We start from the raw sequence: 22,097 nt of genomic DNA, 5'->3' as shown, positions 1-22,097 counted from the left end.
GGCTAGACGACACGGGTCCCACTCCCGGTTCTCGTCCGGATGTGACGTGCGTCTCAAGGGTTGGAAGGCTCGTCGCGCGCCGGACCGACGGAGGGAGAGCGTGACCGGGCAGGTACCCATCGCGTAACGTCTCCTGAATGCTGGGAACCCGGACGCCGCCGGGGGCCGGGTCGATTCAGGAGCAGACCCGTCGCCGCAACCTCGGCATCCTGCTCCGGCACGTACACCTGGGCGGCTCGGTTTCCCGTACGGGGCTGGCCGAGCGGATGGGCGTGAACCGCAGCACGATCATGGCGTTGACGGCGGAGCTCACCGCGGCGGGGCTGGTCCGTGAGGAGCCGTCCGTGGACACCGGTCGGGCGGGTCGACCGTCGCTGGTGGTCCGTCCCGAGTCCGACCGGGTGTACGTACTCGCCTTCGACGTCGCCGTGGACCGGCTGGTCGCCGCGCGGGTCGGGTTGGGCGGCACCATGCCGGAGCGCCGGCAGACGGTCCGCCCCCGGGCCGGAGCCGACCTCGACCGGGTGGTCGACGCACTCGTCCGGATGGGGCGCCAACTGCACCGGGCGGCGCCGCCGGACTCGGTCTGCGTCGGCGTGAGCGCGTCGTACTGCGGGATGATCCGCCCCGGCGACGGGATGGTCCGCTTCGGACCGGACATGGGCTGGGTCGACCAGGCGTTCGGCACCGAACTCGGTCGACGGCTGGGGCTCGGGCTGCCGGTGGCGGTCGGCAACGAGGCCCATCTCGGTGCGCTGGCCGAGCAGCAACGCGGGGCGGGGCTCGGCTTCCGGAACGTGATCTACCTGCACGGGGACGTCGGGGTGGGCGGCGGGATCATCGTCGGCAGCAAGCTGTTGGACGGCGACGGCGGGTACGGGTGCGAACTGGGCCACATGGTGGTGAACCCGTACGACGGCCGGCCCTGCGGGTGCGGCTCGCGTGGCTGCCTGGAGGCGGAGGTCGGGGAGCGGGCACTGCTCGATGCCGCGCGCCGACCCGCCGCCCTGTTCGGCCGGGAGGCGGTACGGGCGGTCGTGGACGACGCCGACCGCGGTGACCCGGTGGCCCGGGACGCGGTGTACCGGATCGCCGACTGGCTCGGCATCGGGGTGGCGAATCTGATCAACCTGTTCAATCCCGGCGTGGTGATCTTCGGCGGGATGCTGCGCGACCTGTATCCCGGTGCGGCGGCCCAGGTACGCACCCGTATCGCGACCAACGTCCTGCCGGTCGCCCGCGAACGGGTACGGCTGCGCATCTCGGCCCTCGGCGACGATGCCACCCTGGTCGGCGCCGCCGAACTCGGCTTCTCCGCACTGCTGGCCGACCCGCTGAGCGTGGTCGCCCGCGCGCTGCCCCGGCCCCCGACGGACAGTCCCCACCCATAGCGGCGTCTCCCACGCGTACGGCCGTGCCGCACCGGTGCGAGAAGCGGCGTCGCGAACCATCCACCCTGGACGATCACTGCCGTATGCTGTGCCGGTGCGAGGTGCCGTGCCGAGCACATGCCACCGAGGCGGGTGACCGATTGACCACGGACGACACGCTGCGGCCGTACCCCTTCGAGGTTTTTCGCGGTGAGCTGCCTCCCGAGCTGTTGCGGATGGTGACGGACCGACCGGTGAGCCGGGTCCGGCTACCCGACGGTCGGGCCACCTGGCTGGTCCTCGGTTACGACGAGGTCTGCACGGTGCTGTCGGACGCCGACTTCACCCGGCACGCGGGGCAGGCCGAGGAACCGGTCGCGCCCGCCGCCGGTGGCTGTCCGGTCCCGCCGAAGGTGCGCGAGCTGGGGATGAACGGGCAGGCGCACACCTCGCTGCGCCGCCTCGCCGCCCGCGCGTTCACCGCCCGGCGGATCGAGTCCTACCGGCCACGGGTGCAGCAGATCGCCGACGACCTACTCGACGCCATGGAGGCCGCCGGCCGACCGGGCGACCTGATCACCGGGCTGGTGGCACCGCTGCCGGCGCTGGTCGTCTACGAGGTCCTCGGTGTGCCGAGCACCGACGTGGACCGCTTCAACGCCTGGGTCGCCGACATCAACTCGATCACCGCCTACGGCTCACCGGACGCGGCGCGATCGGTGGCGGATCTGAGCGCGTACCTGGCCGAGCAGTTGGAGCGGAAGCGGACCGAGCCCGGCGACGACCTGCTCTCGGCCTGGCTGGCCGCGCAGGACGGCGACGAACTCAGCGACGAGGAGATCATCGGCCTGGCCGTGGCGGTCCTCATCGGGGGGCGCGAGATCAACTCGATCAGCGCCGGGGTCCGGGCCCTGTTCCAGCACCCGGAGCAGTTGGAGCGGCTGCGCGCCGACCCGGCGTTGATCGGCCCGGCGGTCGAGGAGATCCTGCGCTACACCTCGGTGAGTCCGATGTTCCTGGTGCAGACCGCGGTGCAGGACGTGACCCTGGCCGGGGTCGACATCTGTGCCCGGGACGCGGTGATGGCCGTGCCGTGGGCGGCGAACCGTGACACCGCCGCGTTCGAGCGGGCCGACGAGTTCGACATCACCCGCCCGGTCAACCCGCATCTCACCTTCGGCCACGGACCGCACTTCTGCCTCGGCGCCGCCCTCGGCCGGCTCGAGGTGGAGATCGCGATCGGCTCGCTGCTCCGCCGGTTCCCGAAACTGGCACCGGCGGTCCCGATCGACGAGATCCCGTGGCGCCCGGAGCGGATCAACTGCGGCATCGCGGAGTTCCCCGTCACCTGGTGAACGAGCCGGTCAACACCGTCTCGACCGCCTCGGCGGCGCGGACCGCGCCGTCACCCGCCGGTGGTTGCGGTGCCGGCGGGCGATCCAGGACCGCCCGGACCTCCTCCACCACCGCCGAGGGCGTCCACCGTCCGTGCGCCAGCGCCCGTCCGAGACCCGACGCCGCGAGCCGGGCGGCGTTGTCCGGCCGGTCCATCCCGTCGGCCAGCAACACCTGGGGGGTACGGGCGGCCAGCGCCCGCGCGACCGTACCGATCCCGCCGTGGTGGACCACCGCGGCGACCCGCGACACCAGCGCCCGGAACGGCAGGTGGGGGAACCAGTGCGTACCGGGCGGGAGCACCTCGGGCACCAGGTCCCGGTGGCGCACCACGAGCAGCGCCGGGCGGCGCAACCGGGCCAGCGCCGCTGTCGCGCACCGATAGAAGTCCGGCTGCAACAGCCGGCCGGTGCCGCCGGTCACCAGCAGCGGTGGGACATCGGCCCGCAGCAGCTCCTCCGCCTGCGGCGGCAGCCGTACCGGCTGGTCGTCGTCGCCGAGGACGAAGCCGGTCAGCAGCGTCCCCGGCGGTGCGGGATCCCCCGCCCGGTCGAACCAGTCCGGCCACAGTCCGATGTGGGCGTCGGCCGACCACATCCAGGCCGTCCAGTCCCGCACCGGCCCCAGGCCGTGTACGGCACGCGCCGCGTCGATCCGGTCGGCGAGCACCTGTTCGTACAGCCAGGCGACGCCGGGAACCTTCATCAGCTGGAACGGCGACTGGGCCAGGCAGACGACCGGAGCACCGGTCACCTCCCCGGCGACGAGCACCGAGTGCGCGGTCAGGGGCGCACCGACGAGCACCGTGTCGCCCGGCCGGTGCCGCCGGATCAGCTCCGCGCACTCGAACCGGAGCTGATCGGCCAGGCCGGTACGGTCGAAGTGCTCGCGGAAGTCGTTGATGTCCTGCGAGTGCTGCTGTACGGCGGCGTCGGCGAGGTGCGCCTCGTACTGCGCGAGGGTGTCCACGGCGACGAAGCGCGCTCCGGCCGCCCGTACCGCGTTCCGGTAGTAGGCGTGGGTCAGGATCGTCACGTCGTGACCGCGGGCGAGGAGTTGCCGCCCGACGGCGACGAAGGGCAGCACGTCACCGTCGGTGCCGTGCACCACCATCAGCACCAGTGCCACGACCGTCGCCGCCGCTCAGTATCTGCCGACGGAATTGGTGCCAGCAAACGACATTCCCGCCTCCGGTCCACGGCAACGGCACGACGGATTCTCCGCGTCGTGCCGTTCCGGGAGTATTGCAGAACCGTGCCCGTGCACCAAGGGCTCGAACGAGAACCGTCAATGGTGGCGATGATATTGACGGCAACCTCGCGACGCTGACAGCATCACCCACGTAGATCCACCGACACCGCCGGCTCTCCCGAGGAGGTCGCTGCCCGTGGCCATCACTGTGTGCCTGCAGTACGACGACGTCGAGCATGCCACCGGCTGGCTGCATCGGGTGTTCGGGGCGACCCAGCTGGGTTGGCACGAGACCGACGGGCGGGTGAGCGAGACCGAGCTCGAACTCGACGGCACCCCGCTGCTGCTGCGCCGCACCAGCGCCGGGGACGCCGTCGCACCGCCGGTGCAGGTGCCGCTGCTCGTCACGGTGGAGGCGCTCGACCCGGCGTACCGGCGGGTGCTTGCGGAGGGCTCGGCCGTGACCGGGGCACCGGAGACCGACCGCGACGGACGCCGCGCCTTCACCACCACCGACCCGCAGGGGTACCGGTGGACGGTGACCGAGGCGGTGGTGACGGATGTCGACGCGGACCGCCAGCTCGGCGCGCTGACCGACCTGTGCACGCCGTACGCCGTGCGGGTCCTCGCGACCCTGCGCGTGCCCGACCACCTCGACGCCGGCCTCACCGCCCTCGAACCACTCGCCTCGGCGTGCGGCGCGGACCCCGACGCCCTGGGCCGGCTGCTGCGGTACCTGGCCCACCGGGGCGTGGTGTCCGAGCCGGAGCCGGACGTGTTCACGCTGACCGACGTCGGGCGGCTGCTCTGCGACCGGGGCGCCGCCGGACAGCGGGACTGGCTCGACCTCGACGGTCTCGGCGCCCGGATGGACCTCGCCTACCGTGGGCTGCTGCACTCGGTGCGCACCGGGACCGCCGGCTACGAACAGGTCCACGGCCGCACCTTCTGGGCCGACCTGGACGCCGAGCCCGCCCTCCGGGCCTACTTCGACGCGCTCATGATGAGCCAGCAGCACGTGACCGCACCCCAGGTCGCGGAGCTCTACGACTGGTCCGGCGCGGCACACGTGGTGGACGTCGGTGGTGGCAGCGGCGCGCTCCTGGCCGAGCTGCTGCACCGGCACCCGCACCTGCGCGGCACGTTCGTCGACCGGCCGATCGCCGCCGAGGCCGCCGCCCGGCGCTTGGCCGCGGAGGGCCTGGCCGACCGGGTGACCATCGTCGCCGGGGACTTCTTCAGCCCGCTGCCCGGCGGCGCCGACGTCTACGTCGTCTCCCGCGCCCTCACCGACTGGAACGACCGGGACGCCAGCACGATCCTGCGCCGGTGCGCCGACGCGGCCGGCGACGACGGCCGGGTGCTGGTGGTCGAGGTGCTGCCCACCGAGCCGTACGTCCCGTACCGGTCCCCGTTCGACCTGCAGATGCTCGCCGTCGTCGGTGGACGCGAACGCGGGCTTCCGGACTTCCGCGACATCGCCTCGGCCGTCGACCTCGACCTGACCACCGTGCTGCACGGCCGCGCGGGGCTGACCCTGATGGAGTACGTCGCCGCCCGCAGCACCGAGCCGGCCACCGTAGGGGACGGTACGCGGGTCTCCTGACCGTCCCCGCCCGCGCCGCTGCCGGCGCCGCCCCGCTCAGCGGTGTGCGGGAACCGGCAGCGCGCGGCGGTGGTCGGCGAGCAGCGGCCCGATGAGCGCCACCGCGTCGGGGCGCATCATGTGTTCGTGCCGGCAGTCCAACTGGAGTTCGGTGATCCGGCCCCGTACCCGGGGGCGCCACTCGTCGACCGTCTGCAGGTTGATCGGCCGGCTCTGCATCGCGGTGAAGAACAGCAGGTCACCGTCGAAGTCCTCGGGCCGGTACGCCCGGGCCGCCCGCATGTTGTGCAGCGCCACCCGGAGCAGCCCGGCGATGCGGTCCGGGCTCCAGTCGGCCAGCGCGCCGGGGTGCCGCCGGATCACGTCGACCACGTCGGGTTCGGCCAGGGACTGCCCGTCGAGGATCGCCGGGTCGTAGCCGAAATCGGAGAGCACCACGTTGAGCAGCACCCGCCGGTGCTCGACGCTGTGCAGCACCGGATCGCTCGGGTAGGCGTCCAGCAGCGCCAGCAGCGGCACGGCGCGTCCCCGGCGGCGCAGCTCGACGGCGGTCGCCCAGGCGAGCAGCCCGCCCAGTGACCAGCCGAGCAGGTGGCACGGCCCGTCCGGGTGCACGGCGGCGATCGCGTCGGCGAAACCCGCGGCCATCTCCTGCAGGGTCGGCTGCCGGTCGGCAGCCACGGTGGCGTCGACCGCCAGGTCGGGCGACTGGAGCCCGTAGACCGGGTGGCCGGGGTCGATGTGCCGCAGCAGCACCGAGTAGCACCAGCTCAGTCCGGTGACCGGGGGCAGGCAGAACAGCGGCACCCCGTCACCCCCGGTACGCAAAGGCAGCACGACGTCGAGCGCGGTCGGTCGGCCGCCCGGCCGGTCGGCCGCCACCGGTGCGGTCGTCGTGGTGTCGAGGTGCGCGGCCAGCCCGGCGACGGTGGGGTGTTCGAAGACCGTCCTCAGGTCGAGGTCCACCCCGACCACCGTACGCAGCCGCTTCGCGAGCCGGGCCGCGCGCAGGGAGTGCCCACCGAGGTCGAAGAAGTTGTCGTCGACCCCGACCAGCGGCAGGTCGAGCGCCTCGGCGAACAGCCCGCAGAGCACCACCTCCCGATCGGTGCGCGGGGTCCGTCCGGTCGTCGTCGGGGTCGGGTCCGGCGCCGGCAGCGCGGCCCGGTCCAGCTTCCCGTTGGAGGTCAACGGCAGCTCGGCCAGGACCTGGATCGTGGCCGGGACCATCGGTGCCGGAAGCCGGGCGGCCAGGTGGGTACGCAGCGCCTCGGGGTCCGGTGCCGTACCCGACGGGGTGGGGACCACGTACCCGGCCAGCCGGGGTTCCGCGCCCGAGGTGTGCGCGACCACCGCGGCCTGCGACACCTGCGGGTGCGTCGCCAGGCACGCCTCGATCTCGCCGGGCTCGATCCGGTGACCGCGCACCTTCAACTGGGTGTCGGTGCGTCCGACGAAGGCGAGCGTGCCGTCGGCCAGGTGCCGTACCCGGTCGCCGGTGCGGTACATCCGGCTTCCCGGTGCGCCGAACGGGTCGGGCAGGAACCGCTCGGCGGTCAGCGCGGGCCGGTGCAGGTAACCGCGGGCCACCTGCACACCGGCCAGGTACAGCTCGCCCTGCACCCCGACCGGCACCGGGCGTCCGTCCGGGTCGAGCACGTAGCAGCGGGTGTTGCGCAGCGGGCGGCCGATCGGCACCCCGTACACCGGGTCGTACGGCTCGGCGCAGTTGTGGTCGGTGACGGCGACGGTCGCCTCGACCGGCCCGTACAGGTTGTGCAGCCCCGGCCCGAGTACGGCGTTGTACCGGTCGGCGAGGTCGGCGGGAAGGACCTCGCCGATGCACAGGGTCAGGCGCAGCGAGTCGCAGGCGCCGGTGCTCGGCTCGTCGAGGAACTCGCGCAGCATCGACGGTACGAACCCGGTGACGGTGATCCGCTCGGCACGTACGACCTCGGCCAGGTACCGGGGGTCCCGGTGCCCGTCGGGGCGGGCCAGCACCGAGGTCGCACCGGCCAGCAGCGGGGAGAAGTACTCCCACACCGACACGTCGAACGTCGCCGGTGTTTTCACCAGCACCCGGTCGGCGGGGCCGAATCCGAAGTGGTCCCGGGTCCAGAGCAGGTGGTTGACCAGCGCCCGGTGCTCCACCAGCACACCCTTGGGGCGGCCGGTGGAGCCCGAGGTGTACAGCACGTACACCGGGTCGTCGGTGCGCAACGGCCGGCGGCGGTCGGCGTCGGTCGGGTTGTCGGCGGGCCGGCGGTCCACGGCCCCGGCGGTGGCCGGGTCGTCCAGCACCAGCGGGCGGGGCCCCGCGTCCGGCAGGCCGGTCAGGGACTCCCGGTCGGCGAGCAGCGCGGCGGGCTCGGCGTCCCGCAGCACGAAGGCGACCCGGTCGGGCGGGTACGAGCCGTCCAGCGGCAGGTACGCACCGCCCGCCTTGAGTACGGCCAGCAACGCCACCACCTGTGCCGTACCGCGCGGGAGCGCCACCACAACGAGGTCGCCGGGCCCGACGCCCCGGCCGATCAGCTCGTGGGCGAGCCGGTTCGCCCGGGTGTGCAGTTGCCGGTAGGTGAGCGTCTCGTCCCCGGCGGTCGTGGCTCCGACGAGTGCCACCGTGTCCGGGGTGGCGGCGGCCTGCCGTTCCAGCAGCGTGACGAGCGTGCTGTCGCCCACCTCCCGGACGGCGCCCTGCCACTGCCGCAGCACCGTACGCCGTTCCCGCTCGTCGAGCAGGTCGACGGCACCGACCGTGGTGCCGGGCCGCTCGGCCAGTTCAAGCAGGAGCCGGACGAAACGGTGGTGGTGGGCGGTGACGTCGTCCTCGGTGTACAGGGTGGGGTTGGCGGCCACGTCGATCCGGACCCGCCCCCGGCGTTCGTCACCGTGCGCGTCGCCGTAGACGTCGAAGGAGATGTCCTCGATCGGCCCGGACTCCAGCACGTGCGCCACCGTCACGTGCCCGGCGACCGGTGCCTGGTAACCGAACGGCATCACGTTGACCGACGGGCCGAACGGTCGGTGGCCCTCGCCGCGCAGGCCCAGGTCGGCCCGCAGGTCCTCGAGGCGGTAGCGCTGGTGGCGCAGCACCTGGCGTACCTCACGCGAGGCCGCCGCCAGGACGTCGGCGAAGGACATCGCCGGCCGTACCTCCAGGCGCAGCGGCAGGACCGTCATCATCATTCCGGGTGTCGCCTTGGCCAGCCGTCCCCACCGGCCGGTGACCGGGAAGCCGAGCACGACGTCGGTGGCGCCGGTCATCCGGTGGACGTACACGGCGGCGGTCGCCACGATCGTGTCGGCCCAGGCGCTTCTGGCGACGGCGGAGCGCAGCCGTTCGACATCGGCGGTGGGCAGGTCGATCCGACGGCGCAGCACGTGGTGCGCGGCACGGGCCGGGCGGCTGGACCGGCTGGAGAGGCTGAGCACCTCCGGCCGGTCCGCGAAGCGCTCCAGCCAGAACGTACGGTCGTCGGCGAACCGGGCCGAGTCGCGGTAGGCGTTGTCGTCCTGGCGGACCCTGGGCAGCGATCCGATCGTCGCCGGTGGCAGCGACAGTCCGTCGGTCCACGCCGCGTACAGCTCCGCCAGGCGCCCGGCGATCAGCGCGAACGCGTAGGCGTCCAGCACGACGTGATGGAAGCGCAGGTAGAACAGGTGCAGTCGGGGTGAGACGGTCAGCAGGGCGCTACCCACCAGGTCATCGGTGAACAGGTCCACCGGCCGGGCGAGGTCGGCCCGCATCCATCGCTGCGCCGCTTCGGCCGGATCCGGCTCGTCGCCGAGGTCCAGTACGGTGAGCGGCCGTGGCGGCTCGGCCGCGATGCGCTGCACCGGCTCGCCACCGTCCTCGTCGAACCGGAGCCTGGCCGCCTCGGTCTCGGCCAGGGCCCGGTGGGCCGCCTCGGCCAGGGCGGCGACGTCGACCGGCCCGTGGATCTCCAGGTAGCCGCCGATGTTGAAGGCCGGGTTGTCCGGGTCGAGTTGCTGGGCGAACCAGACGCCGGACTGTGCGGTCGACAGCGGTTGATAGGGATCGGTCACGGCACTCCAGCCTGTCGTCATGCACGGCGTACCGGCACCCGGTGACAATGACCCGACGGCAATCCCGGCATCGCCATTCAGACGATATTGACGGCACGGTCCGGTCGCGTCAACCCGTCATCGCCGCGACTCGGTTCCGAAATGAACGCGGAACGCGTCGCGGTCCGTAATGACCGGGACCAATTGGCGTCGGTGCCCGGAAGGTACGGAATTGTGTGATGTCCGCAGCGGTGCCGGGCGGGGCCACGGGACACGCGGGCCCGTCGACATCGTGATCGAGGCGTCAGGTCTGGGCAAATTACGGAGCGTCCAGGCCAAACATCCACCGGATGACTCTCCGAAGTGGACCTTGTCAACCTTCGGGCGGTCCCATACTCTGACTCGCGGAAGTCGCCTATCAAATGCGCGCCAACAGCGTCCGCCGGTCCTGGGGGCACAATTTGCCGTACAATTCCTCCCCTGCTGATCGCGTCAAACGCCTGACGTCGACAACAATTAACGCTCCCCTTTTCTGCCCGTGACGATCGCTGATCAGGGCGTCGGTCGTACCCGGGACGGGATGCGGCACTTCCGGTTCCTGGTGGTGGGCAACGCCGTCTCCGCGTACGGCAGCTACCTGGACATGGTGGCGCTCAACCTGTTCGCGTACTCGCTGACCGGCAGCGCGTTGCAGACCGGGCTGCTCATGGCGCTGCGCCTCGCCACGAGCTTCCTCACCGGGTTCGGCGCCGGCAGCCTCGTCTCCCGGCTCGACCGCAAGCAGATCATGGTGACGTCCGACGTCACCCAGGCACTCGCGCTCGTCGTCCTGGTGCTCGCGCCGGCGGCCACCCAGGCCGGGCTGCTCTACCTCGTTGCCGTTGTCACCGGTGCCGGCGCCACCCTCACCAACGTCGCGCTGCGCAGCAGCATCCCCGAGATCGTCGGCCAGGACCAGCGGGTACGCGCGAACGCCCTGCTCGCCACCGGCCGTTCCATCGCGATGGTGGCGGGATTCGCCTCGGCCGGCGTACTCATCTCCACGCTCGGGTACTCGGGCGCGTTCCTCATCGACGCCGGGGCGTTCCTCTTCTCGGCCGCGAACCTGGCCCGACTGCCGATCACCACCCGGGGCACCGGGCCGGATCAGGCCCAGCCTCGGCCGGGATTGCTCACCACCCTGCGCTACCTGCGGCTCACCCCGATCCTGCTCGCCCTGATCAGCCTGCGGGCCATCGACGCGTTCGGGTCGGCGTCGCACAACGTCGGTCTCCCCGTGCTCTCCACCGCGCTCGACCCGGAACATCCGGCGGCGTTCGTGTCGCAGTTCTGGGCCACCTGGGCGATCGGCAACATCCTCGCCCAGCGACTCGTCGCCCGCTGGTCCAGCCGTACCGGGCGGACCATCAACGAGCGTGCCTTCGCGCTCGGCGCCGCGCTCATGTCGGCCGCGTTCATCCTCACCTTCACCGCACCGCCGATGCCGCTGCTGATCGCGGTCGCCGCCATCGCCGGGGTCGCGGACGGCTTCACCGAGATCGCGTACACCACCCGGTTGCAGTCCGCCCCCGACGAGCAGCGCGGCTACGTCTTCGGCTTCTCCGCGATGGCGGAGAACCTCGGCTTCGGCGTCGGCATGGTGGCCTGCGCGTTCCTGCTGGAGCGACTCACCCCGCTGGGCGTGGTCGGCACGTTCCACGGGTTCGCGGTGCTGCTGGCCCTGGTCATGGTGGCCGCACTCTCGATCCGGCGGAGGCAGACAACATGAGCGACGCCAGACACGGCAGCACCGACGACCGGCGGATAGCGATCATCGGCATGGCGTTCCGGCTGCCCGGTGCGGACACCCCCGAGGCCTACTGGCGCAACATCCGCGACGGCGTGACCAGCGTACGGAGGTTCGGCCCGGAGGAGTTGGCCGGCGCCGGAATTCCGGCGGAGGTACGCGAGTCACCCGACTTCGTCGCGGTCAGCGGAGTGCTCGACGACATCGACTCGTTCGACGCGGAGTTCTTCGGGATGAGCCCGCAGGAGGCGCGGACCGTCGACCCGCAGCACCGGCTGTTCCTGGAGACCTGCTACCACGCGCTGGAGAACGGCGGGTACGCGGCGACCCGACCGGACGTACGGGTCGGGATCTTCGCGGGCGTCGGCTACCACCTGTACCCGCTCAACACGTACCTGCGCAACAACCTGGGCGAGGCCCGCTGGGAGGGCGACTTCGCCTCCGCGTTCCAGGTGGCGGTGGGCAACTTCAACGACTTCGCCGCGACCCGGGTGGCGTACCGCCTCGGGTTGACCGGCCCGGCGATCACGGTGCAGACCGGGTGCTCGACCTCGCTGGTCGCGGTGCACCTGGCCGGGCAGGCGCTGCTCGCCGGTGACGCCGACCTGGCCCTGGCCGGGGCGTCGGCGGTGCACACCCCGCAGATCCTCGGCTACCGCCACGTCAAGGGCACGATCCTGTCCCGGTCCGGTCGGTGTCGCGCGTTCGACGCGTCGTCGGACGGCACCGTCGGCGGCAACGGGGTCGCGGCGGTGCTGCTCAAGCGGTACGACCGCGCGGTCGCCGACGGGGACACCATCCACGCGGTGATCCTGGGCAGTGGCGTCAACAACGACGGCGCCTCGAAGCTGAGCTACCTCGCGCCGAGCGCGACCGGACAGCGGGGTGCCATCCTGCGCGCGTTCGACGTGGCCGGGGTCTCGCCCGACACCATCGGCTACCTGGAGACCCACGGCACCGGCACCTACAAGGGCGACCCGATCGAGTTCGACGGCATGACCTCGGCGTACCGGCAACGCACCGACCGGACCGGGTACTGCGCGATCGGCTCGGCGAAACCCGCCATCGGGCACCTGGACGCCTGCGCCGGTCTGGCCGGTCTGCTCAAGACGGTGCTGGTACTCAAGCACGGGGAGGTCCCGCCGCTGGTCGGCTTCGAACGGCCCAACCCGGCGCTGGACCTGGCCACCAGCCCGTTTTTCATCCCCACCGAGGCACAGCCGTGGCCCGACCTGCCCGGTCCCCGCCGAGCCGGGGTGACCTCGCTCGCGGTCGGGGGCACGAACGTCCACCTGATCCTCGAAGCACCGCCACCAACGGTTGCGGCATCGTCCGGGCGGACGCGACACGTCGTGCCGGCCCGGCCGGAGGCGGTCGAGCCGGTCCCGGTCCCGGTCCCGGTCCCGCTGCCGCTGTCCGCGGACCATCCGGGAAGCCTGCGTACGCTCGCCGGCCGGTTCCGGGACCACCTCCGGGCCGACCCCGGACTCGACCTGGACAACCTGGTCACCACCGCCGCGATCGGCCGCCCGCACCTGCGGCACCGGCTCGTCGTGACCGGCCCGACCCCCACGGCGCTCGCCGACGCGCTGGACAGCTACCTCGCCGCCCCGGAGCAGCAGCGCGCGAACCGGGTCGCGACCGCGGGCCCGGTCCCGGCCGGGGGAGCCACACCCGTCTTCGTGTACGGCGGACAGGGCTCCCCGTACGCCGGTCCGGCCGGACCCCTCTACCATCGCTATCCGCAGTTCCGGGCGGTGCTCGACGAGTGCGAGGCGTACCAGCGCCGGACCGGTGGGCCGACCCTGCTCACACCGTTGCTGGGCAACGCGGGCGTGGATTCGGCCGACGGTCCGGTCTGGGAGACCGACGTGGCCCAGCCGGCGCTGTTCGCCTTCCAGACCGCGCTGACCCGACTGTGGCGATCGTTCGGGGTGACACCGCACCTCGTCGCCGGCCACAGCGTCGGCGAGTACGCCGCCCTGGCGGCGGCGGGTGCACTGTCGATCGAGGACGGGCTGCGGCTCACCGGACTGCGCGGGCGGCTGATGCGGGAGTACACCGCACCGGGCGGGATGGTCGTGGTCTTCGCCGCCCGCCCGGCAGTCGACGAACTGCTCGCCGGCGACCGGCGGCTCGGCCTCGCCGCGATCAACGCGGCGGAGAACCATGTGGTCGCCGGGCCGGTCGAGGCGGTCGACGCGGCCTGCCGGCGGCTGGACGAGCGCGGGCTGCGCTGGCACCGGCTCGCCGTCAACCGCGCCTTCCACTCGGCCCTGCTCGACCCGATCCTCGCCCCGCTGGGCGAGGTGCTCACCACGATCCCGCTCGCACCCCTGGACACGCCGCTGGTCAGCGGCGTCGACGGGACCGTACTGCCGGTGGGGCACCGGGTGGGTCCGGCGTACCTGCTCCGGCAGACCCGGGACGCGGTCCGGTTCGACCTGGTCGCGGCGGCGCTCGCGGTGGCCGGTGACGGATCGGCCACCGGCCCGGTGCTGGAACTCAGCCCGCATCCGAGCCTGGTCGGGCTGCTCCGGCCGGCGCTGCCGGGGTCACCGGTGCTCGCCGCCCACCGTCGGGACGCCGGGCTCGACCAGCATGTCGAGGCGGTCGCCCGGCTGCACGTACACGGGGTCGCCCTGGACTGGGACGCCCTGCTCGGCCCCGGCGCGGGACGCCGGGTGCCGCTGCCCGCCTACCCGTTCCAACGACGGGTCCACTGGACCGGACCGCCGCTGGCCCGTACCGACCCTGGAGGCGTGATGGTTGACGTTGACACCGGCCGAGACACCGGTACCGGCGTGGTCGCCGGGTCCATCGTCGGGGACCTGGGTCCGGTGGTCGACCGGGTACGCGAGGTCACCGCCCGGCACCTTGGCTGCGCCCCGGAAGACATCGACGTCGACCGCCCGTTCTTCCAGATGGGCGCCGACTCCCTCGCGATGATCAACGCCCTGCGGGAGTTCGAGGGCGAGTTCGGCGTACGGCTGGCGATGCGGGAGCTGTTCGAGGAGGCGGACACCCCGGACAAGCTGTCCCGCCTGATCCTGTCCCGCCGCACGCCGGTGCTCGTTCCGGTCGCGGAGCCGCCGGTCGTGCGGGCGTCGGCCGCTGTGGTCGTACCCGAGGTGGCGCAACCGGCTCCGGCGCCGCTGCCGCCGGCGGTGGCGGAGGTGCACGGGCCGAGGGTGACCGTGGCCCACGGCGCCGGCCAGGCCGGGGCGGTCTCCACCGACGGCCAGCGGGCCCACGTGGAGGACCTGCGGCGCCGGTTCGTGGCGAAGACCCGGCGCTCGAAGGAGATCGCCCAGCACTACCGGGGTGTGCTGGCCGACAGCCGGGCGGTGGTCGGGTTCCGCAGCGCCACCAAGGAGATGCTGTACCCGATCGCCGGCCAGCGCGCGAAGGGCGCGTGGCTGGAGGACGTGGACGGCAACCGCTACCTCGACATCACCATGGGCTTTGGTGTGCTGCTCTTCGGTCACGAGCCGGACTTCGTCGCGGACGCGGTACGCGAACACCTGTCCCGCGGCATCCAGCTCGGCCCGCGCAGCGTCGACACCGGCGAGGCGGCGACCCTGCTCAGCGAGCTGACCGGGATGCAACGGGTGGCGTTCGCGAACTCGGGCACCGAGGCGAACTCCGCCGCGATCCGGCTCGCCCGGGCCGCCACCGGGCGGGACAGGATCGTCATGTTCCACGGGTCGTACCACGGCCACGCCGACAACGTGCTCGGCCGCTCGGTCGGCACCGGCGCGGACCGGACCACCGTCGCCGTCTCCACCGGGATCCCGGCCAGCGCCGTCGCGGACCTGGTCGTCCTCGACTACGGCACGCCGGATGCCCTGGAGACGATCGAGGCGCTCGGCGAACGGCTGGCCGCCGTCATCGTCGAGCCGGTGCAGAGCCGCCACCCCACGCTCCGACCGGCCGCGTTCCTGCACCGACTGCGCGAGATCACCCACCGGTACGGCATCGTGCTGATGTTCGACGAGATGCTGACCGGGTTCCGGCCGCACCCGCGCGGCGCCCAGGGTCTGTTCGGCGTGACCCCGGACCTCGCCACGTACGGCAAACTGCTCGGCGGCGGCTTCCCGATCGGGGCGATCGCCGGCCGCGCCGAGATCATGGACGGCGTCGACGGCGGCTTCTGGCGGTACGGCGACAACAGTCGCCCCGAGCGCGAGACGACGTTCTTCGGCGGCACCTACATCCAGCATCCGGTGTCCATGGTGGCCGCCCGTGCCGTACTGACCCGGCTCAAGGAGCAGAGCCCGCACCTCCAGCACGACCTCAACGGTCGGACCAACCGCCTGGTCGGCACGCTGAACGCGTTCTTCGAGGAGGAGGAGTACCCGGTCCGCCTCGGCCACTTCGGCTCGCAGTTCCGTTTCGAGCACCGGGCCGACCTCGAACTGCTCTACCACCACCTCCTGCTCAAGGGCGTGTACGTCTGGGAGTGGCGCAACTTCTTCCTCTCCACCGAACACACCGACAACGACGTCGACACCGTCATCGACGCGGTGCAGCGCTCGCTCCGGGAGATGCGCGCGGCCGGTTTCCTCACCCGTCCACCGGCCGTTGCCGTACCCGCGTCCGCGCCGGTGCCGGCCGTGTCCACCCGACGCGTGCCGCCGGCCGAACCGGTTGTGCCGGCGGCCGAGCCGTCGATGCCGGAGGTCGAGCCTGTTGTACGGGCGGCCGTACCCGTCGCACGGGCGGCGCCGGATTTCAGCGTGTACTTCTTCGGGGACTACCCGCAGGATGGGGGAGCGGAGGACGGGGACCGGGGCGACCCGTACGAGTCGATCATCGAGACCGCCCGGTTCGCGGACGAGCACGGGTTCCACGCCGTGTGGATACCCGAGCGGCACTTCCACTCCTTCGGCGGGGTGTTCCCCAACCCGGTAGTGCTCGCCAGCGCGCTGGCACGGGAGACGAGCCGGATCCGGCTGCACGCGGGATCGGTGGTCCTGCCGCTGCACGACCCGATCCGGGTCGCCGAGGAGTGGTCCATGGTGGACCGGCTGTCCGGCGGGCGGGTCGGGATCGGGTGTGCGCCGGGCTGGCACGCGGGCGACTTCGTCCTCGCCCCGGAAAACTTCGGACCGCACCGAGAGGTGATGTACGGCCACCTCGACCAGGTACGACGTCTCTGGCGGGGTGAGTCGGTGCGGCGCCGGTCGGGCACCGGCGAGACCATCGAGGTACGCACCCTGCCCCGCCCCGTACAGGCGGTGCCACCGATGTTCGTCGCGGTTGTCGGCAACCCGGAGTCGTACCGGCGCGCGGCCGAGCACGACCTCGGCATCGTCACGAACCTGATGAGCCAGTCGGTGGAGCAGTTGGCCGACAACATCGTGCGGTACCGCAAGACCCGCGCCGCACAGGGGCTCGACCCGCAGGGCGGCCGGGTGGTCGTGCTCGTGCACACCTACCTCGGCGAGGAGTCGCGGCGGGCCCGGTCCGAGGCGTACGCGCCGCTGCGGGCGTACATGCGCTCCTCCCTGTCGCTGTTCGGGCAGATGACCAACAGCCTCGGCTTCCAGGTCGACCTCGACGGCGCCCGCGAGGAGGACCTCGACTACGTGTTCCGGCGCGCCTACGACCGGTACTGCGAGTCCCGGGCGCTGATCGGCTCGCCGGAGGAGGGCGCGGGTCTGATCGACGCGCTCGCGGCGGCGGGCGTCGACGAGGTGGCCGCGCTGGTCGACTTCGGGGTGCGGCCCGAGCAGTTGCGGGCGGGGCTGCCGCAACTCGACCGCCTGCGCGCCCGCTACCACGCAACCGATCGCGCGCGGACCGCCCCCGCTCCCGTCATGGCGCCCGCGACAGCAGTCGACGCACCCGTGACAGCGGCCGTCGACGCGTCCGCGACAGCGGCCGTCGGTGCGCCCGCGCCGGCCGGGGTAACGGCGTCGGCGTCGGTGTCGGTGCACGACCGGTTCACGAGGCCGGACCCGGAGGTCGGCCCGGACCGGTCGGGGCCGCTGTCGCGGGGTCAGTCGCGGATGTGGTTCCTCGAACGGTTGAATCCGGGTCAGGGCGCCTACAACGAGCCGACGGCCGTACGCCTCGACGGGCGGCTGGACGTGCCGGCCCTGCACGCCGCACTCGTCCGGTTGGTGGCCCGGCACGGCGCACTGCGTACGGTGTTCCGCGAGCGGGACGGCGATCCCGTGCAGATCGTGCTCGGGCGGGGCACCGTGGATTTCGCGGTCGAGGAACACCCCGGCCGGGACGAGGACGAGGTCGTACGGTCGGCGCTGGCCGCCGAGAGCCGGCGCGCGTTCGACCTGGCCACCGGCCCGCTGTTCGTGAGCCGGCTGCTGCGCTGGTCGGACGAGCGACACGTGCTGGTCCTCTCGTTCCACCACATAGTGGTCGACGCGACCTCCGCGACCGTTCTGGCCCGGGACCTGTCCGCGCTGTACCGGTCGGAACTGGCCGGGGAGCCGGCCAACCTGCCGGACGTGCCGGTGGACTGCCTGGACCTGGCCCGCCGGGAGGCAGCCGACGACGATCACACCCACGGCAACGGCTCGGACCTGGACCACTGGAGGGAGCGGCTGGCCGGGGACCTGCCGGTGCTGGACCTGCCGACGGACCGCCCGCGCCCGACCGTCCAGACCGGCAACGGAGGGTCGGTCCGGCGCAGGCTCGACCCGGAGCTGTCCGAGCGGCTGCGGCGGCTCGGCGCCGAACACCGGGCCACCCTGTTCATGACCATGCTGGCCGGGTACGCCGCCACGCTGCGCCGGTTCACCCGTACCGACGATCTGATCGTGGGTACGCCGGTGTCGGACCGGCCGGCCGGCGCCGAGCAGGTGGTCGGGTTCTTCCTCAACACGATCGCGCTGCGGCTGGACCTCTCCGGCGACCCGACCTTCGCCGACCTGCTCGGGCGGGTACGCGGGACCGCGCTGGACGGGTACGACCACGCGCACGTCCCGCTCGACGCGGTGGCACGCGCGGTGCGCCCGGTACGGGACACCGGCCGGAACCCGATCTTCCAAACGATGATCGAGTTTGAGAACGACGACGCGTTCGGGTTCGACCTGCCCGGTGTGAGCGCCCGCACGCTGGAGCACCGGGCCGAGCGCGCGTTGGCCGACCTGAGCCTCTACGTGACCAACCACGCCGACGGGATCAACTGCCGGCTGGAGTACAACACCGACCTGTTCGATCCCAGCAGCGTGGAACGGTGGCTCGCGTACCTGGTCGCGACCCTGGAGTCGGCCGCCCGCGATTCCCGTACGCCGATCTCGGCGTTGGTTGGCGTCCTCGACGCGGACCGCGACAAGCTCACCCGCTGGGGTACCGGCCGGCGCCGCGAACTGCCGCAGGGCTGCCTGCACGACGCGGTACGGCACTGGGCGCAGCGGACACCGCAGAGCGTGGCGGTGATCGGCGGCGGCAGCGTGCTGACGTACCGGCAGCTCGACGAGCGGGCCGCGGCGCTCGCGGACAGGTTGGCCCGCCTCGGTGTCGGAGCCGGCGAGATCGTGGCGTTGTGGCTGCCCCGGTCACCGGAGTTCATCGTGGCCACGCTCGCGGTGCTGCGTACGGGTGCGGCGTACCTGCCGATGGATCCGCTGCTCAACAACCGGCAGGTGCACTTCATGATCTCCGACAGCGGGGCCCGGGTGGTCCTGACCACCGAGGGCGACGAGCCACCGGACCTGCCCGACGGGGTCCGCCCGCTGTTTCTCGACGCCGAGGTCGACGAGTCCGCCGTGCGCGGCAGCCTGGCGCGGGTGGCGGACGACCCGGACGCACCGTGTTACGTGATCTACACGTCCGGTTCGACCGGCAGGCCGAAGGGCGCGGTCATCACCCACCGCAGCGTGCTGAACCTGTGCCGGTGGTACCACGACAAGCTGGAGCTGACCGCCGCCGACCGGAGTGCCGCCGTCTGTGGCCAGAGTTTCGACGCCTCCATGCTGGAGATCTGGCCGACGTTCATGGCCGGCGCCAGCCTGGCGATCGCCGACGACGCGGTACGCCTGGACTCGATGGCGCTCGCCCGCTGGATGCGTACCGCCGGGGTGACCGTGGCGATGCTGCCGACACCGATCGGGGAGGGGCTGCTCTCGCTGCCCGTCGCGGCCCAGCCACGCCTGCGCCACCTGGCCGTCGGCGGCCAGCAGCTCCGGGTACGCCCGCACCCCGACCTGCCGTACGTGCTGCACAACATCTACGGGCCGACCGAGACGACGGTTGTCGTGGTGGTGGACGTGGTGGCGGACGCGTCGAGAGCACCCGCCGGCCCGATCCCGATCGGCCGTCCCCTGGACAACATCCACGTCGAGGTACGCGACCAGTGGGACAACCTGGCACCGCTCGGTGCGGTGGGGGAGTTGCTCATCGGTGGTGCCGGGGTGGGGCGCGGGTACCTGAACCGGCCCGAGCTGACCGCGGAACGGTTCGTGGACGACCCGGGCGGTGGGCCCGGTGCCCGCTTCTACCGCACCGGTGACCTGGTCCGGTGGACCACCGACGGGGTGCTCGTTTTCCTCGGGCGGGCCGACGACCAGGTCAAGATCCGGGGTAACCGGGTCGAGCCGGGGGAGGCGTCGGCCGTACTGCGGGGGTTGGATCTGGTCGCCGACGGCATCGTGGTGGCCCGGCGGGACCACAACGGGGACGCGTACCTCGCCGGCTACGTGGTGCCCGCGCCGGGCGTACCGCACGACGAGATCGCCGACCGGCTGGTGGCGTCGATGGCCCGGGTGCTGCCCGACGTGCTGATCCCACGGGTGTGGGCACTGCTGCCGGTGCTGCCGCAGACCGGCAACAACAAGTTCGACCGGGCGAGCCTGCCGGAGCCGACGATCCGTACCGGCATGCCCGACCCCAACCTGCCGGCCGCCGCACCTCCTCCGCCGCCCGCACCCCCGCCGCCCCCGCCGGTCGCCGCGCCGCAGGTCGGCGACACCGAGCAGACGGTACGGGCGCTCTGGGCCGCCGAACTCGACCGGGAACCCGAGCAGATCGAGGAGGAGTCCTCGTTCTTCACCCTCGGCGGGCACTCGATCAACGCCCTGCGCCTGCTCAACCGGGTACGCGAGACGACCGGCGTCGAGTATCCGGCACTGGAGTTCTTCCGTGCCCCGACCGTGGCCGCCATGGTCGAACGGCTGCGCCGGCAGTCCACCACCGACGGTCCGGCCCACCCCGGGCGGGTACGGGGCACGCTGTGACCTTCGAGGAGGTGCTGGAGTACGTCTCCGTCGCCGACGTACGGCTCACCGGTGTCGACGGGACACTGCGTTACGACGCCCCGGCGGCGGTCCTGACCCCGGAACTGGTGGCGGGGCTGCGGTCGTACAAGGGCGAGCTGTTGCGGTGGCTGGCCGGACCGACCGACGAGCGTGAGGTGACGCGGGCGCCGCTCTCGGCCCAGCAGAACCGGATGATGGAGAACGTCGAACGGACCGGGAACTCCAGCGGCTGGAACGTCGGGCTGCGCCTGGAACTGGTCGGGGACCTGGACGTCGCCGCGCTCGACGCCGCCGTCGACGGGCTGCTCGCCCGGCACCACGCGTTGCGGGCCCGGTTGGGACGCGACGGCGACACCCGGATCCAACGGATCCTCGCCCACCGGCCGGTTCCCCTCCCGGTCGTCGACCTGACCGCGCTTCCGGCCGACGAGGCCCGGACGCGGGCCGAGGCGGCGTGCCGGGCGGTGGTGGAGCCGGCGTTCGCGCTGGCCGACGAGGCACCGGTCCGGTACGCCCTGATCCGCCTCGACCGGAACGAGTCCTGGCTGGTCCTGGTCGTGCACCACATCGCCTGCGACGGCTGGGCCATCTCGGTGCTGCTGCGCGACCTGGCCGCCGGCTACCGCAGCGCCCACACCGGGGGTACCGCCGACTTCGGGCCGCCCGCCGCGCAGTGCACCGGATACGCCCGCTGGCAGCGCGACCAGTGGGACGAGCCGACCCGGCGCAGACGACTCACCCACTGGGCGGAGCACCTCGGTGACGGACCGCTCACCCTGGACCTGCCGTTCGACGGCCCCGCCCCGGACCGCCCCACCGGTCGGGCCGCCACCCACCGGTTCGAGATCCCGGACCGGGTACGCCTCGCCGCGCAGGCGCTCGCCCGCGCCCGGGGCGCCACCGTGAACGCGGTCACGGCCGCCGCGATGGCGGTCCTGCTCGCCCGGCTCAGCGGGCAACCCGACGTGACACTCTCGGTGCCGCACGCCAACCGCTCACCCCGGTTGTACGAGGAGGCAATCGCCGTGATGACCACGGCACTGCCGCTGCGGATCCGTACGGCCGCCGCCGCGACGTTCGCCGAACTCGTCGACCAGACCGCCGCCGGCCTCTTCGCCGGCATCGACAACCTGCTGCCCACCGCCTGGATCTACGGGCAGTTCCTCGGGCCGGCAGGCGGCGGGATGCCGTCCGGGGTGATGGTGAGCTTCGCGTTCCAGAACACCCTGGACATGCGACTCGAACTGCCGGACCTGACCGTACGGGTGCGGGACGTGCCGACCGACGCCGAGCGGGGTGCGCTGATGTTCGGTCTGGTGCCCCACCCGGACCGGCTCGACGGCTATCTGGAGTACCCGTTGGACCGGCTCACCGACGAGACCGCCCGTCGATGGGTGGCCGAGTACGTCGAACTGCTCGCCGACGCCTGCGCCGACCCGGACCGGACCCTCCCCGCCCTTGATCGACATCCCGCCCTCTGACCTGGGCGAGGG

General features: G+C 72.6%; 8 protein-coding genes. 6 read left to right on the top strand and 2 right to left on the bottom strand.

Annotated features, from left to right (window positions below; all coding sequences use genetic code 11):
• The first annotated feature begins 137 nt into the window (after positions 1-137).
• The gene (locus tag ACWEFB_RS23645) at positions 138-1,391 is read left to right on the top strand and encodes an ROK family transcriptional regulator (RefSeq protein WP_452288680.1); all 1,254 of its coding nucleotides are present in this window, start codon (positions 138-140) and stop codon (positions 1,389-1,391) included.
• A 140-nt stretch (positions 1,392-1,531) separates the two neighbouring features.
• Entirely contained in the window at positions 1,532-2,725 is a 1,194-nt protein-coding gene (locus tag ACWEFB_RS23640; protein ID WP_452288678.1) for a cytochrome P450, read from the top strand.
• On the opposite strand, the gene ACWEFB_RS23635 is transcribed toward ACWEFB_RS23640, so the two are convergent.
• The gene (locus ACWEFB_RS23635; protein WP_452288676.1) at positions 2,715-3,893 is read right to left on the bottom strand and encodes a glycosyltransferase; all 1,179 of its coding nucleotides are present in this window, start codon (positions 3,891-3,893) and stop codon (positions 2,715-2,717) included. The genes ACWEFB_RS23640 and ACWEFB_RS23635 overlap by 11 nt on opposite strands.
• A 259-nt stretch (positions 3,894-4,152) precedes the next feature.
• On the opposite strand from ACWEFB_RS23635, the gene ACWEFB_RS23630 reads away from it, so the two are divergent.
• Entirely contained in the window at positions 4,153-5,562 is a 1,410-nt protein-coding gene (locus ACWEFB_RS23630; RefSeq protein ID WP_452288674.1) for a methyltransferase, read from the top strand.
• Between the two features lie 36 nt (positions 5,563-5,598).
• On the opposite strand, the gene ACWEFB_RS23625 is transcribed toward ACWEFB_RS23630, so the two are convergent.
• Positions 5,599-9,612 carry an amino acid adenylation domain-containing protein gene (locus ACWEFB_RS23625; RefSeq protein ID WP_452288672.1) on the bottom strand — a complete coding sequence of 1,338 codons (4,014 nt, stop codon included), beginning with the start codon at positions 9,610-9,612 and terminating at the stop codon, positions 5,599-5,601.
• A 517-nt stretch (positions 9,613-10,129) separates the two neighbouring features.
• Here ACWEFB_RS23625 and ACWEFB_RS23620 point away from each other — a divergent pair.
• Genes ACWEFB_RS23620 through ACWEFB_RS23610 form a run of 3 tightly spaced genes read left to right on the top strand, consistent with a single transcriptional unit; the run spans position 10,130 to position 22,085 of the window.
• The gene (locus ACWEFB_RS23620; RefSeq protein WP_452288670.1) at positions 10,130-11,359 is read left to right on the top strand and encodes an MFS transporter; all 1,230 of its coding nucleotides are present in this window, start codon (positions 10,130-10,132) and stop codon (positions 11,357-11,359) included.
• On the top strand, positions 11,356-20,583 hold the full coding sequence (locus ACWEFB_RS23615; protein ID WP_452288668.1) for a MupA/Atu3671 family FMN-dependent luciferase-like monooxygenase: 9,228 nt from the start codon (positions 11,356-11,358) through the stop codon (positions 20,581-20,583). Before ACWEFB_RS23620 ends, ACWEFB_RS23615 begins: the two co-directional genes overlap by 4 nt.
• On the top strand, positions 20,580-22,085 hold the full coding sequence (locus ACWEFB_RS23610) for a condensation domain-containing protein (RefSeq protein WP_452288666.1): 1,506 nt from the start codon (positions 20,580-20,582) through the stop codon (positions 22,083-22,085). Before ACWEFB_RS23615 ends, ACWEFB_RS23610 begins: the two co-directional genes overlap by 4 nt.
• Positions 22,086-22,097 lie beyond the last annotated feature (12 nt).

It is taken from the genome of Micromonospora sp. NPDC004704, assembly GCF_053601675.1.
This window is presented reverse-complemented; position numbering and strand designations above follow the sequence as displayed.

What these genes read in the sequence shown, in the direction of transcription:
- ACWEFB_RS23645 (WP_452288680.1), top strand. Translation starts at nt 138, where the DNA reads ATGCTGGGAACCCGGACGCCGCCGGGGGCCGGGTCGATTCAGGAGCAG.
- ACWEFB_RS23615 (WP_452288668.1), top strand. Translation starts at nt 11,356, where the DNA reads ATGAGCGACGCCAGACACGGCAGCACCGACGACCGGCGGATAGCGATC.